15 protein-coding genes are annotated in these 16,725 nt (G+C 70.6%); 7 read left to right on the plus strand and 8 right to left on the minus strand.

Annotated elements, in window-relative coordinates; genetic code table 11:
• Positions 1–6 precede the first annotated feature (6 nt).
• Positions 7–1,527 (minus strand): APC family permease, encoded by a 1,521-nt coding sequence (locus tag QI554_RS18865; RefSeq protein ID WP_281471227.1) that lies wholly within the window; start codon positions 1,525–1,527, stop codon positions 7–9.
• 127 nt (positions 1,528–1,654) lie between these two features.
• Here QI554_RS18865 and QI554_RS18870 point away from each other — a divergent pair, with 127 nt between their 5' ends.
• A complete protein-coding gene (locus tag QI554_RS18870; protein ID WP_281471229.1) occupies positions 1,655–2,251 on the plus strand; it encodes a TetR/AcrR family transcriptional regulator in 597 nt (198 codons plus the stop codon).
• Positions 2,252–2,324: 73 nt separating this feature from the next.
• Here QI554_RS18870 and QI554_RS18875 read toward each other — a convergent pair whose 3' ends face one another.
• A complete protein-coding gene (locus QI554_RS18875; RefSeq protein WP_281471230.1) occupies positions 2,325–3,521 on the minus strand; it encodes a GH12 family glycosyl hydrolase domain-containing protein in 1,197 nt (398 codons plus the stop codon).
• Between the two features lie 182 nt (positions 3,522–3,703).
• On the opposite strand from QI554_RS18875, the gene QI554_RS18880 reads away from it, so the two are divergent.
• Entirely contained in the window at positions 3,704–4,060 is a 357-nt protein-coding gene (locus QI554_RS18880) for a hypothetical protein (RefSeq protein WP_281471231.1), read from the plus strand.
• Here QI554_RS18880 and QI554_RS18885 read toward each other — a convergent pair.
• Positions 4,042–4,485 carry an ATP-binding protein gene (locus tag QI554_RS18885; protein WP_281471232.1) on the minus strand — a complete coding sequence of 148 codons (444 nt, stop codon included), beginning with the start codon at positions 4,483–4,485 and terminating at the stop codon, positions 4,042–4,044. The two genes, QI554_RS18880 and QI554_RS18885, sit on opposite strands and share 19 nt — an antisense overlap.
• Positions 4,486–4,660: 175 nt before the next feature.
• Here QI554_RS18885 and QI554_RS18890 point away from each other — a divergent pair, with 175 nt between their 5' ends.
• Both QI554_RS18890 and QI554_RS43385 read left to right on the plus strand, forming a co-directional pair.
• Positions 4,661–5,473 carry a helix-turn-helix domain-containing protein gene (locus QI554_RS18890; RefSeq protein ID WP_281471234.1) on the plus strand — a complete coding sequence of 271 codons (813 nt, stop codon included), beginning with the start codon at positions 4,661–4,663 and terminating at the stop codon, positions 5,471–5,473.
• 56 nt (positions 5,474–5,529) lie between these two features.
• Positions 5,530–5,643 carry a DUF397 domain-containing protein gene (locus QI554_RS43385; RefSeq protein WP_343230794.1) on the plus strand — a complete coding sequence of 38 codons (114 nt, stop codon included), beginning with the start codon at positions 5,530–5,532 and terminating at the stop codon, positions 5,641–5,643.
• On the opposite strand, the gene QI554_RS18900 is transcribed toward QI554_RS43385, so the two are convergent.
• The 3 genes from QI554_RS18900 to QI554_RS18910 form a co-directional block, all read right to left on the minus strand.
• Positions 5,623–7,044 (minus strand): flavin-containing monooxygenase, encoded by a 1,422-nt coding sequence (locus QI554_RS18900; protein ID WP_281471235.1) that lies wholly within the window; start codon positions 7,042–7,044, stop codon positions 5,623–5,625. The genes QI554_RS43385 and QI554_RS18900 overlap by 21 nt on opposite strands.
• A gap of 43 nt (positions 7,045–7,087) precedes the next feature.
• On the minus strand, positions 7,088–8,938 hold the full coding sequence (locus QI554_RS18905) for a hydroxysqualene dehydroxylase (RefSeq protein WP_281471236.1): 1,851 nt from the start codon (positions 8,936–8,938) through the stop codon (positions 7,088–7,090).
• A 145-nt stretch (positions 8,939–9,083) separates the two neighbouring features.
• Positions 9,084–9,749 (minus strand): TetR/AcrR family transcriptional regulator, encoded by a 666-nt coding sequence (locus tag QI554_RS18910; protein ID WP_281471237.1) that lies wholly within the window; start codon positions 9,747–9,749, stop codon positions 9,084–9,086.
• Positions 9,750–9,934: 185 nt separating this feature from the next.
• On the opposite strand from QI554_RS18910, the gene QI554_RS18915 reads away from it, so the two are divergent.
• Positions 9,935–11,290: an NAD(P)/FAD-dependent oxidoreductase gene (locus tag QI554_RS18915; RefSeq protein WP_281471238.1), complete on the plus strand. Its 1,356-nt coding sequence runs from the start codon at positions 9,935–9,937 to the stop codon at positions 11,288–11,290.
• Here the strand turns inward: QI554_RS18915 and QI554_RS18920 are convergent.
• Positions 11,273–12,496, minus strand: a complete 1,224-nt coding sequence (locus QI554_RS18920; RefSeq protein ID WP_281471239.1) for an MFS transporter — start codon at positions 12,494–12,496, stop codon at positions 11,273–11,275. The genes QI554_RS18915 and QI554_RS18920 overlap by 18 nt on opposite strands.
• Before the next feature lie 187 nt (positions 12,497–12,683).
• On the opposite strand from QI554_RS18920, the gene QI554_RS18925 reads away from it, so the two are divergent.
• Positions 12,684–13,226 (plus strand): Imm63 family immunity protein, encoded by a 543-nt coding sequence (locus QI554_RS18925; RefSeq protein ID WP_281471240.1) that lies wholly within the window; start codon positions 12,684–12,686, stop codon positions 13,224–13,226.
• Here QI554_RS18925 and QI554_RS18930 read toward each other — a convergent pair.
• On the minus strand, positions 13,210–14,247 hold the full coding sequence (locus QI554_RS18930; protein WP_281471242.1) for an LLM class flavin-dependent oxidoreductase: 1,038 nt from the start codon (positions 14,245–14,247) through the stop codon (positions 13,210–13,212). The two genes, QI554_RS18925 and QI554_RS18930, sit on opposite strands and share 17 nt — an antisense overlap.
• A gap of 243 nt (positions 14,248–14,490) precedes the next feature.
• On the opposite strand from QI554_RS18930, the gene QI554_RS18935 reads away from it, so the two are divergent.
• The gene (locus QI554_RS18935) at positions 14,491–16,266 is read left to right on the plus strand and encodes a 3-hydroxyacyl-CoA dehydrogenase family protein (RefSeq protein WP_281471244.1); all 1,776 of its coding nucleotides are present in this window, start codon (positions 14,491–14,493) and stop codon (positions 16,264–16,266) included.
• Positions 16,267–16,725: the final 459 nt, after the last annotated feature.

Consider the following 16,725-nt stretch of genomic DNA (forward strand, 5'->3'; position numbering starts at 1 on the left):
CGGTGCTCAGTTCTCCGGGTCGGTGACGATGACGGCGGCGACCGACGCACGGCCGTCGCGGAAGAAGCGGGGGAAGCGGGCACGTGCGGCGGCCATGGCGACCGCGCCCGCGAGGATCGACCCGACGCCGAGCAGGAACACCCCGCCGACGCCGCCGACGGACGTCTGCCCGTACGCCGGGTCGAGCATGTCGTACGCGCTGCGGGCGAACGCCCCCAGCATCATCAGCGCGCCCAGCAGCGGCAGAACTCCCTTGAGCAGCAGGTCCCGTGCCGACCGCCGCAGGTCGTGCCGGAAGTGCCACACGCACGCGAGCCCGGTCACGCCGTAGTAGAACGCGATCAGCAGCCCGATCGACAGGATGGCGTCCCCGAGGAAGTCCGCGGACAGGAAGGTCAGCGCGGCGAGCGTGACGGCCGCGGCGGCGCCGAAGAACACGGTCCCGAAGGTGGGCGTCCGGAACCGCGGGTGGACGCGCGAGAACCGCCGCGGCAGCGCCCCGTGCACGGACATCGACAGGGTGGCCCGCGAGCTGCCGACGACGCAGGTCAGCAGCGCCGAGACCGCCGACACGCACACCGCGAGCTGCACGAGCTTGGCGAACGCGTCCCCCGCGACCGGCGGCCCGAGCGCGGCGAGCACGTCGGCGGCGTTGTCCTCGCTGCCGAGGCCGAGCCCGTCGGTGCCGGTGCCGGCGAACGAGATCGCCGCGAAGGCGGTGAACAGGTAGGTCGCGAGCAGCACGAGCGTCGAGATGACCGCGGCCTGCCCGGGGATGCGGGAGCGGTCGGTGGTCTCCTCGTTGACCGTGATCAGCGCGTCCCAGCCCCAGTAGATGTACAGGCAGAGCAGCACCGCCTCGGCGAAGCCGCCGAGCCCGTCGAAGCCGAACGGGTTCAGCCAGGACAGCGACGGGCTCGCGGCGCCGTCCTTGGCGAACGCGGCCACGCCGAAGCCGACGAGCGCGACGAGCTGGAGGCCGAGCAGCACGTACTGCACGACGGCGGCGAGCTGCACCCCGCGGTACGCGACGGCGGTCACGGCGGCCAGCACCAGCACGGCGGTGACGGTGACCGCGACCCGGTCGTCCGCGAGGCCGCCGAGCCCGACGAGGTCGAGCAGGTACGCCGAGCCGACCTGTGCGAGCGCCGTCATCGCGATGACCGTCGCGCACTGCACGACCCACCCGCCGGACAGCCACCCCGTGAACGGTCCGAACGCCCGCGTGTTCCAGACGAAGGTGGTGCCGCAGTCCGGCATGTCCCGGTTCAGCTCCCGGAACGCGAACGCCGTCAGCAGGATCGGCACGAAGCCGAGGAGCAGCGCGGCGGGCGCGAAGTGGCCCGCGACGAGGGTCACGAAGCCGAGCGTGACGGCGATGCTGTACGCCGGCGCGACCGACGACAGCCCGAGCGCCACGGACGCCGCGAGGCCGACGGATCCGCCGCGCAGGCCCTTGTCGGACGGCGTGGCGGCGGGCCCGTCCGGCGAGGGCGGGGGATCGGTGCGTACCGAACCGGTGGTCACGGCGCCTCCTCAGGTCGATCAGTTTCGTTAAACGAGCATTTAAGAAACTGCGCGTGAAGGCGTCAAGAGCTGCCGTTGTATCGTTAAGGTCTCGTTCAGACAGTCGAGGGAGAGGTCGGGGGACGCGGTGGCACGGCGCAAGGACCAGGACGGGCGGCGGGCCCAGCTCGGCGAGGCCGCGCAGCGGGCGCTGCTCAACCGCGGGCTGGAGGGCCTCCGGCTGCGGGACGTCGCCGAGGAGGCCGGCGTCACCCCGGCCGCGGTCCTGTACTACTACGACGACCTCGACACGCTCATGTACGAGACGTTCCAGCAGGCCATCGAGCGGTTCTGCAGCGCGCGGGAGGCCGCGGTCGACGGAGTCGACGACGCCGCGGAACGCCTCCGGATCTGCATCGACTCAGGCATCGCCACCGGGCCCGACGACCGGCTGCCGCGCCTGCTGTACGAGTTCTGGCCGCGAAGTCTCCGGGACCCCAAGGCCGCGGCGCTCGACAGCGCGCTGATGGAACGCCAGGCGTCGGTCTACTACGGCGTGCTGATCCTGGGTCAGGCCCAGGGCGTGTTCACGCTGACCGACCCGCCGCGGATGCTCGCGACGAGCTTCGTGGCGATGGAGGACGGCTACCAGATGGAGATCCTGGCGGGCCGGAGGAGCCGGGCCGAAGTCATCGCGGCGGTACAGGCGTTCGCGGCGGCGGTGACGGGGCACCGGCTGTCCTGACGCGGGGGCGGGCCCGGGCCGCGACGGGGCTGCGTCAAGGCCGCGCCGGAGCCAGGTCGAAGCCGCGCCGGGCTCACGCCTGGTTCGCGGACACCGTCGACGGCAGCGTCCAGACCTGCGACTGCCGGGACCCGTCACAGTTGACCAGGTCCAGCCCGGTCCCCGGCACACCGGCCTCGGACGGGTCGCGCAGGCACAGCCCCGAGCCGGCGTTCCACAGACCGCCGCTGCCGGACGGGAGCCACACCTGCCACGGCGTGCCGTTGCAGGTGTCGAGCACGACCGACGCGCCGGACGTCCCCACGCACATGCCCCCGTGCCGGATCGTGCCGTCGATCGACGCCGTCCACCGCTGGGCGGCTGCGGAGCCGCAGGCTTCGACGGTGACGGGGTTCCCGGGAGTGAGGGCGTTGCCGTTGGAGTTGGTCGCGCACACACCAGGCGCACCCGCCCGGACCTGGCCGACGGGATACCCGGACGCGGACGTGGACGAGAAGGAGTTCGTGGTCAGGCCCTGGCCGCCGTTCCAGATCTCGAACCCGGCCTCGACCGCGATCAGGTACGAGGACGGGGAGACCGCGCCTCGCGTGACGGCGTCGCGGACGAACGAGCGAAGGTCGAGGTTCGTGACGCTCGCCGCGGGGTCCTGGAGGCGGTAGCCGATCAGCGGCCAGGTCTTGCCGTTGGCGCTGATGCTCGTCTGCCACGCGACGAAGGCGGTGCCGTTGACGTACGCCACGTTCCCGGGCGGCGCGTCCTCGGGCGGCTGCCGGTCGAGCCAGATCATCAGCTCGGCCCCGTCGGGCTGCCCGGAGGCGTCGGTGGCGGGCGTCGAGTTGAACCAAAGGTCGTACGCGACGTTGTAGTTGCCGCTGGTGCCCGGCGCCTTCGACGTCGACCAACTGGACTTCGCGCTCCCGATCTTCGAGACCTGGATCGGGAGCGCCGTGCCGGTGGTGCAGGTGTGCCAGTGGCAGCCCTCGAAGATCTCCGGGTACGCCACGGGCCCGGCCGGGGGAGCCCCGGCGGCGTCCGACCGCGTGACGGTGAACCCGCTGGAGCCGTAGGGCCGGACGCACTCGGCCGCGCCGCCGTAGTTGTTGTTGTCGACGATGTAGCGGCCGTTGGCGACGGGGACGGTCTGGTACTGCCCGCAGACGTCAGCCGCCGCGCCTGAAGCCGTGCTTCCAGCAGTCCCCAGAACCGACGTGCCCGCGGCGACGGCCAGGCTCAGCACGGCGAACTTGAGTCGACGGAAGGGTAGTTGCATCAGACGCATGATCGGACTCTACGGAGTCGAAGGGCATACGTCGACCGGTTGGATGGTCCGAAGGGCGAGTTCGCGCGCTATCCGGATCGCGCCGCGCGCTGCCGTGCCGGCCGTGGTCGCGGTTATGGTCACGGGGATGATCTTGAGGATTCACCTCGATCAGTGACATTTCCGGAGGAAACATGTCCGCAGTGAAGCGACTTGCGATGACGGCCGGCGCGGCCGCCCTGGCGTTCGGCGGCGTCGTCGGAGCCAACGGCCAGGCGTACGCGGGCGGCAACGGGCAGCAGGTGCAGTTCCTCGACGTCAACGCCAACGTGTACTCGGTCTACATCAGCGGCACGAACCAGAACGGCCAGCGCGCCACCGCCTGCTTCAACACGCCGCAGTACGACACCGTGCTGTGGAACTACTGGTGGAAGGGCAGCGTGAGCTACATCGGCTTCGCCGGCTCCAACTGCACGGGCGCCAGCCGGGGTTCGAGCTCCGACTGGGTCCCGACCAGCATGTCGGGCGACATCTACAACATCACCCTCTGACCCACACCGAAGTCTCCGGCGCGGGACGGGGGCGCCGGAGGCTTCGGGGTGAACTCGGCCCAGATGGTCTTTCCCGGGGAGGGTGTGCGCCGGACGCCCCAGATGGTTGCGAGCGCGGCGACGAGCAGGAGGCCGCGGCCGGACTCGCTGTCGGGTGACGGGGGCTCCGGAAAGTGCGTGGGCGGGACGGCGGGGTTGGTGTCCGTGACCTCGACGCGCAGGCCGGTGGCCGACGTGCATAAGCGGATGTGGAAGTCCCCCTCCGGCTTGCACGCGTGCGTGACCGCGTTCGCGGCCAGCTCGGCGGTGATCAGGCTCAGGGCCTCGTTGGCCTCGGTCTCGTAGCCGTGGCCCCACTGGTCGAGCTGCTGCGAGACGAGATGACGGGCGAGCCGGGCACCGCGCGGCGTGCAGGTCAGGCGCATCGAAAACTCCTTCATGGGGAGGAGATTCGCGGTGCGGAAGTGGCTTGATCTAGCCGGTTGCCGTGTACATGGAAGTCGCTGTACACGGCCCTGTTAGGCCGTACGGGGGTGCCGAACGCGCTTGTCCTGAAACGCTTGTTCCTCCAGTCGTAGCGTGACCTGGGGGTGATGGAGCGTGACTGACCAGGACGAGTCGGCGGAGTTTTTGAAGGGATTCGGACGCCAGATCCGGATCCTGCGTGAGCGTGCGGGGTTTACTCGGGCCCAGTTGGGCGTGCGGGTGGGGTACAGCGAGGACCAGATCACGTCGGTGGAGTTGGGGAGACGGATCCTCAAACCGGAGATGCTGCCGAAGTTCGACGAGGCGTTGGGCGCCGAGGACATGCTCAACGTGATGCGGCTGCAGCTGGAGAAGGCGCGGTATCCGGCCTTCTTCCGCGATGCGGCGAAGTTGGAGGCGAGTGCGGTCGATCTGCGCTTCTACGACACGCACGTTGTCAACGGACTGTTGCAGACCGAGGAGTACGCCCGCGCGGTGTTCGGCACCATGCGGCCCCCGATGGACGAGGCCAAACTCGAGGAGCGTGTTGCGTCGCGATTGGCGCGGCAAGCCGTCTTCGCGCGTCGGCCGGAGCCGATGATGACGTTCGTCATGGACGAGTCTGTGCTGCGTCGGCCCATCGGCGGACGCCAAGTGCTGCGTGGTCAGTTGGAGCAGGTGCTGCTCGTAGCGCAGAAGGCGACGGTCGAGGTACAGGTCCTGCCGCTGGCGAGCGAGGACAACGCAGGGCTTGCAGGGCCGTTCACGTTGACCGAGAACACGGCAGGACGCAGGATTGGCTACGTCGAGGTGCAGACTACGAGCAGGGTGTACACAGAGCGCGCTGCGGTTCGTGCGCTTGAGACCAAGTACGGAATTTTGCGGGCACAAGCGCTTACGCCTCGGGAATCTCAGGCGTTCATCACAGGGCTGATGGAGGGGTTGTGACGGGCGGCTGGGTGAAGAGCAGCTACAGCAGCGAGGAAGGCGGCCAATGTGTCGAGGTGGCCCACACCTCCACCATCCTCATCCGTGACTCCAAGCTGTGCGACAGTCCCATGCTCTCGATCCCGGCGGCCGCCTGGTCGGATCTCCTCTCACGCCTTCCGCGTCATTGAGCGGTAAGTCAGGGTCCGCAAGGCCCAGTTCGTCGTGACCTTGCCGTCGGCGTTCTTGTACCAGCTGTCGCAGCCGGCCGAGAACGCCGAGTCGGCGACCGTCGTCCCCAGCAGCTCCTGGTGGGCGTCGAACGACTTCTGCGACACCTCGTGGACCCCGCCCGCCAGGACCTTCCTGAGCACGTACTCCGCCTGCGACTCGATCATGTAGATGATCGAGTTGTGCCCGAGGTTCGTCCCCGGCCCGTAGAGCATGTACATGTTCGGGAAGGCCGGCACGGTGATGCCCAGATACGCCGCCGCGCCGTCCTTCCAGACCTCGTGCAGCCTCGTCCCGTCCTTCCCCACGACCTCGATCGGCTTGAGGAACTCCGTGGCCAGGAAGCCCGTCCCGTAAATCAGCGTGTCGACGCCTCGGTGGACGCCGTCGGCTGTGTCGACTCCGGTTTTGATGATCCGGCTCACGGGCGACGTCACGACTTCGACGTTCTCCCTGGCCAGTGCCGGATACCAGTCGTCCGAGATCAGGATCCGCTTGCAGCCGATCGGGAAGTCCGGTGTCAGCTTGGCCCGCAGTACCGGGTCGGCGATCTGGGTCCGCAGGTGCTTGCGCGCCGCCCATTCCGCGAGCTTCGCGAGCCGGCCGCCCTTGATCGCCCAGTAGATGACCGTCTCGCCACGCAGGTAGGTCATCCCGCGCTTGAGCAGCCGAATCGGTGCGACCTTGTCGAGCAACGTCAGGGCGAGGGACCCGTGTTCGTGATCGGGCTTCGGGACGACCCAGTTCGCCGAGCGCTGGAACACGTACAGCTGCGCCGCCTGCTTCGCGACCTCCGGGACGAACTGCACGGCACTCGGGCCCGTCCCGATCACTGCGACCCGCTTGCCGGTCAGGTCGTGGTCGTGGCGCCATTCCGCGGAATGGAAGGCGACGCCGCCGAACTTGCCGACGCCGGGGACCGCCGGGTATCGGGGCCGGTTGAGTTGCCCGACCCCGGTGACGAGCACGCGCGCCGCGTGCTCGCCACCGTCGGCGGTCCGCAGCCGCCATGCCGACTCGCCCTCGTCCCATTCCGCCGCGACGATCTCCGTCCCGTAGCGGATGTGGTCGCCGATCTCGTGGTCCTCGACGCACCGGCGCAGGTACGCCAGGATCTCCCGCTGCAACGGGAACGACCGTGACCAGCGACCGTGTTGGGCGAAGGAGTACGAGTACAGCACGCTCGGGACGTCGCAGCCGGCGCCCGGATACGTGTTGTCCCGCCACACGCCGCCGACGTCGTCCGCCTTCTCGAACACCGTGAAGTCGTGGATCCCGGCCCTGCGCAGCCTGATGGCCATGCACAGCCCGGCGAACCCGGCCCCGATGACAGCGACTCGTTCGATGTGCGTGTGCGGCACGACCCGGACCCCTCCGTCGGATCCCGTCACCCGGTCCGGGATCTCACGGCCAATACGGCTTGATCACGTCGAACGCGTTCGGCAGCCCGAGCCGGTAGCGCAGGTCGTCCGCGTCCCGGAAGGCCTTGAGCGCGGGCTCCTGGTACGCGGTGAGCACGCGCGCCGGAGTGGCGGACGAACCGGCCGCGCTGAGAACGGCGTTGGCCGCCATGCGCCCCGATTCGTTCGCCCCCTCCATGGTGGCCAGGTTCACCGAGACCCGTACATAGTCTCCGGCCAGGAACAGGTTGGGGATCTTCGTCGCGGCGTCGGGCCGGTTGTCCCACGAGCCGGCCGTGTTGATCAGCAGCGGTTCGTCGTTGGCGCAGGACGGGGTGCCGGCGCCGGTGATGCCCGGGTCGAGGAACCACGAGTGGATGAGCGAGTCCGGGACGATCGACGCCCCGTCGTCGAGGTTCGCCCGCAGCTGCGCGAGGGCCTCGTCGACGATCTGGCGGGGCGTGCACTCGCGGGCGGTCTTGCCGTAGAGCATGCCCTTGGCGTCCCAGTCGGACAGGTCGAGCGACAGGCAGTCGTGCACGGTGCCGTCGCCGTATGTCGACGCGAAGTCGTTGCGCCAGAACTGCTGTTGGGTGAGCCCGGTGACCGCGAACTGCGAGTCCATGAACGCCAAGTGCCCGTTCGTGATGGGCGTCTTGGCCTTGAGGAACAACTGGAGGCCGTTCATCCAGTCGGTCTCGAGCTTGCGCAGCCGCCCCAGCGCCGGGTCGGCGGCGACCATCTCCGGGGTCATCAGCGGCACGGCGCGCTCGACCGGCACGGCGAGCACGTAGTAGTCGGCGTCGATGGTGCCCGGGTTGCCCAGCGGGTCGGTCATGCGCGCGCCGGTGATGCGGCCGCCGGTGTAGTCGAGGCCGGTGACCGTCCACCCGACCCGCAGGTCGACGCCGAGGGACGTGAGCAGCTGGCGCCACGGCTCGATCCACACCTCGGACGTGGGTCCGTTGAGGACCCGGTCGACCGTGCCGTCGTTGCCCCGGCCGAGCATCGTCCACACGATGAGCTCGCCCGCCGTGTTGATGGTGCGGGTGCTGGCCTTGTCCTCCTTGGCCGCCACGAGGGTCGACGTGAACGACTTGACGAGCATGTTGCGGTAGGCCGCGGACATCTTGTCGGCCTGGAGGTATTCGGAGTACGGCATGTACTCCCACTGATGGCGACGACGCAGCTCGCCGCTGGTGAGGAAGACCAGGATCTTCTCGGCCCAGAAACCGATCTCCCAGAACGGCACCTGCTGGAACACGCTGGCAATGTCCATGAGGACTTCGCGGATCGCCTCGGGGGTGATGCTGCCGATGCCGCCGTTGGGCAGCGTGATCTGCAGGTCGGGGCGGCCGGCCTGGGCGAAGGTCGCGTGCCCGGCGCTGACCAGGTTGTCCCAGACGCCGTTGGCGTTCCCGGGGTACGGGATGCGCCGCATGGTGTCGGGCACGTTCTTGTAGAAGCCGGGGAAGAACCGGAAGCCGTGCTCGCCGGGCAGGTCGCGGCGGCCTCCGGTGCCGGTGCCCGCGACGGGGATGCTGCGGGCCTTGCCGCCGAGCGCCTTCTTCTCGTACACCGTGACCTGGAACCCGCGTTCGGCCAGCTCGTGCGCGACGGTGAGCCCGGCCATGCCGCCGCCCAGGACCGCGACGCGGCGGCCGGTGGCGCCGGAGGTGAGCCCGGGTGCGCCGAACGCCGGTGCGGCGGCCGCTCCGACGGTGAGGCCTGCGGCCGCGGCACCCGCGGCGCCGACCGCGCCCGCCATGAACGCGCGGCGGCTCGGTTTGCTGTGCGTGCTGTGCTCCTGCTGTGCGGGCGCTGGGTCCGAGGGGTGCTTCTCGTGCGTTGACACGGGTCCTCCTATCGGGGGCTCTGCGCGCAATAACCGACACATGTGTCGACAGGATGCAGAGCCGACTATCGCCGCCCGCGATACAGAGGGTCAATACTTGTATCTCTGACGGTTTTTGATGGACCGTCAGATGCTATAGCCAGAACTAACCTGAGTGTTGGCCGCCGCCGTTGAGCCGCTCCAGACCGCCCCACAGGACGTCCGCCGCCATCGTCTCCAGCGTGGCGCGCGGCGTCTCGGGGTGGTGCGCCCACCACTGGGCGACCCCGTCCAGGCTGCAGATCAGCAGCTCGATGAGTACCTCGGCCTCGGGGGACTGCGGGTCGAGGCCCGCGCGTTCGGTGTCGTGCGCCATCATCGCCATGACGGCGCGCGTGCGGGTCTGCCGGATGCCCCAGCGCACCGCGCCCAACTCCGGGTCGCCCTCGTCGGTCTGGTCGAACAGCAGGCGCCGCGCGACCGGGTTGGCCTCCGCGAAGTCGAAGTACGCGGCCACCGTGGCCCGCATGCGTGCGTGCCGGCCGCCGCGGCCGGTGATGACCGTGCCCATGTGCGCGACCAATGCCGCGTTCTGCGCGCCGAGGACGGTCAGGAACAGCACGCGCTTGGTCGCGAAGTGCTCGTACAGCACGCTGCGCGTGACCCCGGCGGCCTCGGCGATCTCGCCCATGGAGGCCGCTCCGTAGCCCTTCGCGCCGAACACCGTCAGCGCGGCCTCCGTGATGCGGCGCCGCCGTGCGGGGCCGGTCATCCGGCGGCGCGGGCCGGGGGCGGCGGGCGGCTCGGTGTCGGGGCTCGGGAGAGCTGACATGGGTTCAGGGTAGCTGCGGGGACGGGCTTGTTCGGGGCGGTATCGCAGTACTACCGTCCCAATAACCGACAATGCTGTCGGTTCCCGCGGCACTCTTGCGCACCGCCTCGGGACGCGGGCAACAGACGCTCGATGCACGGTTTCTGACGCTGCCTCACCGAGGGCTTGAGCGACGGGGAAACTCCGTGACCGAAGAGCAGGTCGAACACGTCGACGCCATCGTGGTCGGGGCGCGCTGCGCCGGATCGGCCGCCGCCACCGCGCTCGCCCGCGCCGGGCGCCGCGTCGTCGCGCTGGACTCCGCGAAGTTCCCGTCCACCACCGTCTCCACACACCTGCTGTTCGCCGGCGGGGTCGCCGAACTGTCCCGGCTCGGCGCCCTGGAGCGGGTCGAACAGCTGGGTCCGCCACGGCACATGGACGCGTACATCGGAACGCCGGGCGCGGAGGTGCGCGGCACGTACTCGCCGGTCGACGGCATCGCGTACGGCATGTGCGTGCGCCGCGCGGGGCTCGACCAGGCGCTCGTCGACACCGCGCGCGCGGCGGGTGCGGACGTGCGCGAGGGCGTGAAGGTCACCGGGCTCGTCCAGGAGCGCGGGCGCGTGGTGGGCGTACGCGCGAGCGCGCGCGGCGCACACGCCGAACTCGAGCTGCGCGCACCGTTGGTCATCGGCGCGGACGGCCGCCGCTCGACGGTCGCGCGGATGGTCGGCGCCGACGCGCCGTACCTCGTCAACGCCAACGGCCGGGCCTGCTACTACGCGTACTACGACGACCCGCGCACCGAGTGGCGCGGCACGGCGGCGATGTGGCTCGCGGGACGCGAGCTCGGCACGGCGTTCCCGACCGACGGCGGGCTCGTGCTGTGCCTGCTGATGCCGCCGAAGGAGCGGGCCGAGGAGTTCCGGCTCGACCTCGAAGGCGAGTACGACCGCACCGTGGCGCTGCTCCCGGGGCTCGCCGAGCGGCTCGACGGCTGCACGCGTTCCACCAAGATCGTGCAGTCCGTCGAACAGCCGTCGTACTTCCGCCGTTCCTCCGGCCCCGGCTGGGCCCTGGCCGGCGACGCGGGCCACTTCAAGGACCCGGTCACCGCCCAGGGCATCCGCGACGCCCTCCGCTTCGGCCGCCTCCTGGGCGAGACCGCCGCCCCGGTCCTGGACAACCCGGCCCGCCTCGACGCGGCGGTGCGAGCATGGGAGCGGCGCCGCGAGGCCGAGTGCCGCGAGACGTACCACTGGACCAACCGCCTCGCCCGCGCCGACGAGGTCAACCCGCTCCAGGAACAGATGCTGCGGATGCTGGCCGCCGAGAAGCACGGCGCGAGGCGGCTCCTGGACGTCTACTCCCGCACCCGGCGCCCAGGACAGCTACTGACCCCGGCCTTCCTCGCCCGCTGCGCGACAGCCGCGTTCACCCGCCGCGACACCGACCGCCGCGCGCTGCTGGCCATCCTCCGCTCGGAACTGCGAACCGAGGCGGCGGTACGGACGGACCTCATCCGCGCCGCGAAGGCGCGGTCAAACGCCGGGAGTTGATGCCTGGAGTGCGCCGTCGTGGTCGTCGCGCTCGCTGCGGTCGCCGCTCGGCCCACCCAGCACGGCCACGGTGGCGACCATGGCGAACGCTGTCATCCCCGCGGCGACCATGACCGTGCGGACGCCGGAAGCGTCGACCACCACACCGCCGAGAACGGCGCCCATCGCTAGCGTGAGCTGGAACGAGGCGGTGAACAACACGCCTGCGGCCTCCGGCGCGTGCGGCGCGCACCGTGCGAACCACGTCTGCGAGCACGCCGGGACGGCGCCGTACGCGAGCCCCCACAGGACCAGCAGCGCGACGGCGCCCGCGTCCCACCGGCCCAGCAAAGGGAACAGCACGGTGACGGCGCCGATGAGTGCCGCGCAGACCGCGAACGTGCCGCGCGGCGCCCTGCCGAGCGTGCGCCCGGCGATCAGGTTGCCCGCGATGCCCGCCGCTCCGTAGACGAGCAGGAACGTGCTGATCAACCCCTTGTCGGTGTGCGGGACTTCGCGCAGGAACGGGGTCACGTAGGTGTAGGCCGCGAAGTGCGCCATCACGACGAGCGCGGTCGCGGCCAGGCCGACGCGGACCGCGCGTTGGCGTACGAGGCCGGTGAGGGTTCGCGGGCGCGTGACGTGCAGGGTCGGCAGCGGTGGCAGAAGCACCGCGAGCGCGGCCGCCGCGGCCGTCGCGAGGGCCGCCATGACGACGAACGCTACGCGCCAGCCCAGGTGTTGGCCGAGCAACGTACCCGCCGGGACACCGACCACCGAGCCCGCCGGCACCGCGGCGAAGACGATGGCGGTCGCGGCGGCGACCTTCCCGGGCGCGACCAGGCGCGGCGCGAGGCCCGCGCCGACCGACCAGAAGCCGCCGATGACCAGGCCGACCAGCGCGCGGGCGACGAGCACGACGGCGAAGTGCGGGGCGACGGCCGTCAGCACGTTCGCGACGGCGAGCACACCGAGCAGCCCGACAAGCACGTCCCGCCGATCGAACCGCGCCGTCGCCACCGTCACCACCGGCGCACACACGGCGGCGGCGAGCCCGGGCGCCGTCATCAGCCAACCGGCGACACCGTCCGACACACCGAACGCGGACCCCATGGGCGTGAGCAGCCCGACGGGAAGGATCTCTGTGGTGACGATGACGAAGATCCCGAACGACAACCCCCATACGGCGGCCCGACGGTCGGGCTGCGAGGGCGGATGTGCGGGCATGCGGGAGCGATGGGCGACAACGGACATGGATTCCCCAGGCTGTACGAACGACCGGACAGCGCGCGCCCACCCAGTACACCCGCCGGGTGCGCCGGACTCCGGCGGCTTTCGGCCCTCACCAGTAGTGGGCCCCGGCATTGTTTATGTCATGTTGACGATTATCGGCGGGGAGGAATAGCGTCCAGCCATGCCGACGACCGTGACGGTCGCGCACCTGAAGTCCGAGGTGGCGCGGCTCAGCGACCGCATCCACCTGACCGACCTGGAACGCCCCCGGTTCACCGCAAGCGACGCGGCGGTGCCGTACATCGGCGTGGGCCTCAAGGGTGAGTTCTACGAGGCCGCCTACGAACGCGGCGAGCTGGTCCACCACCGGGAGACCCGCGACCTCGACGAGCTCCTCTACTGGGCCTTCGAATACGCCACCCGGAACGCCGCCTCGTCCTGGATCCTGCGTCACCCTGACGAAGGCCGGGACTATAGGCAGCGGTGGTGGGAGCGTCAGATCGCTCTTCTGTACACGCTGCACCCCCACTGGGCTCAGCGCATGCGAGACGAGCTCTTCGAATTCCTCCGGGACCACGGGGACCGCAGCGAGGTCCCTCCCATGCCCACCCCGCCGCTGGTGCTTGAACTCCCGCCGCCCGAGCCACCCCGGCCGCAGGTGCGGCTGCCCTGGCGGTACCGGGCGCTGGGGTTCGTCGTGGACGCCCTCACCGGCCGCCGCTGAGACCGGGATCGTCGGACAGCCGCGGCAGGACCTCCTTGCCCAGGCGGCGGATGTTGTCGAGGGTGCGGTCTCTGGTGCCGCCGCCTTCGACGAAGAGGAGGTGGCGGCGGATGCCCGTCGCCTCGGTGGTGCGGCGGAGGATCGCGGTGCAGTCGGCGGGTGTGCCGATCGGGTGAATCGCGCAGAGGTGGTCGGTGTACGCCACCGGGTCCCGCATCGGGCGGGTGCGGCCGTCGACGGTTTGGTGGGCGCCCAGGCCGCGGGCCAGCCAGCCGGGGAGGGTGGCGCGGAGTTCGCGGACGGCCTCGGTGCGGGAGTCGGCGACCAGGGCCACCGAGGCCGCGGCGTGCTCGACGCCGCGCGGGTCGCGGCCGCAGGCTCGGGCGGCCGTGTCGTAGGCGCGCACCATGTCGGCCTTCTCGCTGTCATCGGCGTGCATGCCGAGCAGCATCGGCAGGCCGTGCCGGGCCGCGAGGGCGGCGGTCGCGGTCGAGGTGCAGGCGACGATGACCGGTGGGTGCGGCCGCGTCAGCGGCCTGGGCACGACGGGGACCTCGCGGAAGCGGAACCTGGGCCCGTCCGCGCCCACCCGGTGCCTGGTCAGCCAGCGCATCAGGACGGCGACCGACTCGGCCCAGCCGGCCTCGCCGAAGCGGTCCAGGCCGGTGCCGAAGACCTCCAGGTCGACCCACGGGCCGCCGCGCCCGACGCCGAGGGTGAAGCGTCCGCCGGACAGCTGGTCGAGGAGCGCGGTCTGTTCACCGAGTAAAACCGGATGCGTGTTCGGTAACACACTGATGGCGGTCCCTACTCGCAGCACCTTCGTACGCCCCAGTAGCATTGCGGCAAACGTGACCGCGGACGGGCACAACCCGTACGGCACGAAATGGTGCTCGGCGACCCATGCCTCGCCGAACCCCGCCTCCTCCGCGGCGCATCCCGCGTCCATCGCGGCGGTCAGCACCGACCCCTGGTCTCCGGCCTCGAACTGGGCCGCGAGCAGGAAGATCCCCAACTTCATCGGGCAGCCTCCCGAGTATCCCGTCACCCCGCATAACGGGTGAAATCCCCTTTGGGGTGCGAACGGCTCGTCCGACCGGTCTGTGCCCGTTCGATCGGGCCTGCAATACTCCCGGCAACACGAAACTACTTGGCGGTAACCAGTCGTCCGGTAGGGCAGTCTCGCAGTCCCGCGGAACCCTCAACTCCACGGCAACCCTCAAGCGGTACTCCCACCCGGGAGACGGCATTCAAGGAGCGCATGATGGCGCGTGACATCACTACGGTCGGCGTGGTCGGCCTCGGCACCATGGGTGCCGGCATCGTCGAGATCCTCGCCCGCGGCGGCGTGACCGTCGTCGGCGTCGAGGTGGACGACGCGGCGGCCGCCCGCGGCCTCGCCCGCATCCAGCACTCCACCGCGCGCGCCGTCGAGCGCGGGAAGCTCACCGCCGACGAGGAGCAGGCCATCTACGGCCGCATCACCCTCGGCGCGGACCTCGCCGCCGTCGCCGACGCCGACCTCGTGCTCGAGGCCATACCGGAGGACCTCGACGCCAAGCGCGAGATGTTCGCCCAGCTCGACAAGATCTGCCGCCCCGACACGATCCTCGCCACCAACACCTCCTCGCTGTCGGTGACCGAGCTGTCCGTCGCCACCGGCCGCTCGTCGCGCGTCGTCGGCCTGCACTTCTTCAACCCGGCGCCGGTCATGAAGCTCGTCGAGGTCGTGCGCACCGTCGTCACCGAGCCCGAGGTCCTCGAGGACGTCGTCGCGCTCGCCGAGAAGCTCGGCAAGTCGCCGGTCGTCGCCGGCGACCGCGCGGGCTTCATCGCCAACGGGCTGCTCTTCGCGTACCTCAACCACGCCGCGTCGATGTTCGAGGAGAAGTACGCCACCCGCGAGGACATCGACGCCGCCATGCGCTTCGGCTGCGGCCTGCCGATGGGCCCGCTGGCCGTGCTCGACCTGGTCGGCATCGACACCGCGTACAACATCCTCCAGCAGATGTACCGGCAGTCCCGCGACCGTCTCCACGCGCCCGCGCCGATCCTCAAGCAGATGGCCACCGCCGGGCTGCTCGGCCGCAAGAGCGGGCGCGGGTTCTACCGGTACGAGGAGCCGGGCTCGTCGGTCGTCGTCGCGGACGCCGCCGCGGCCGCCGGTGTCGCCGGCACCCCGCGCGAGATCAACACGGTCGGCGTCGTCGGCTCCGGCACGATGGCGACGGGCATCGTCGAGGTGTTCGCCAAGTCCGGCTACGCCGTGACCTTCGTCGCGCGCAGCCCGGAGAAGGTGGCCGGGGTCACCGCCGCCCTGACCCGCTCGCTCGACAAGCAGGTCCAGCGCGGGCGGCTCAGCGAGGCCGACCGCGACGCGGCGCTCGGTCGCGTGACCGGCACCACGAAGCTGGACGACCTGGCCGACGCCGACCTCGTGCTCGAGGCCGTCGTCGAGGAACTCTCCGTCAAGCAGGCCCTCTTCGAGAACTTCGACGAGATCTGCAAGCCGGGCGCGGTGCTCGCCACCACGACGTCGTCGCTGCCGGTCATCGAGTGCGCGATGGCGACGTCGCGGCCCGAGGACGTCGTCGGCATGCACTTCTTCAACCCGGCTCCGGTCATGAAGCTGGTCGAGGTCGTGCGGACCGTCACGACGTCGGACGACGTGGTCGCCACGATCCACGAGGTCTGCCGCCGGACCCGCAAGCACGCCGTCGACTGCGGCGACCGGGCGGGCTTCATCGTCAACGCGCTGCTGTTCCCGTATCTGAACGACGCGGTCAAGATGCTCCAGGCCAACTACGCGACGGCCGACGAGATCGACACCGCGATCAAGACCGGCGCGGGGTACCCGATGGGGCCGTTCGAGCTCCTCGACGTCGTCGGGCTCGACGTGTCGCTGGCCATCGAGCAGGTCCTCTTCGCGGAGTTCCGTGAGCCGGGCTGGGCGCCGGCGACGCTGCTGGAGCACCTCGTGACGGCGGGCTACCTGGGCCGCAAGACCGGGCGCGGGTTCCGGGACTACGCGAAGAAGTAGCTTCCGGGGACGTCTCCACACCGGCTGTAAACGGGCGCCGTCGACCAATGTGGTCGGCGGCGCCCGTACGCTTTGACCGTGCCGCGCCGAAACCGCCCTGAACGTTCCGACCGTTCCTCCGGGTCCCGTCCCTCGTCCTCCTCCGACCAGGACCGTGAGTCCGGCGGGTGGTTCGGGCTCGAGGACCGGGAGACCGACAGCGTGGGGGAGTGGATCGTACGGCCGGTGAGCGGGGCCGCCGCAGTCAAGACCTACCGGTGCCCGGGGTGCGACCACGAGATCCCGGCCGGGGTGCCTCACGTGGTGGCGTGGCGGGCCGACGGGGTCGGGTCGGTGGAGGACCGGCGGCACTGGCACCGGGCGTGCTGGAACAACCGGGGCAACCGCCGTTTGGGGCGTCGGCAGGGCCGGTGACGGTCGCCTGACGATTCGGGCCGAGGCGGTGGCGAGGGAGTCGCC

It is taken from the genome of Yinghuangia seranimata (assembly GCF_029953285.1).
Classification (GTDB): Bacteria; Actinomycetota; Actinomycetes; order Streptomycetales; family Streptomycetaceae; genus Yinghuangia; species Yinghuangia seranimata.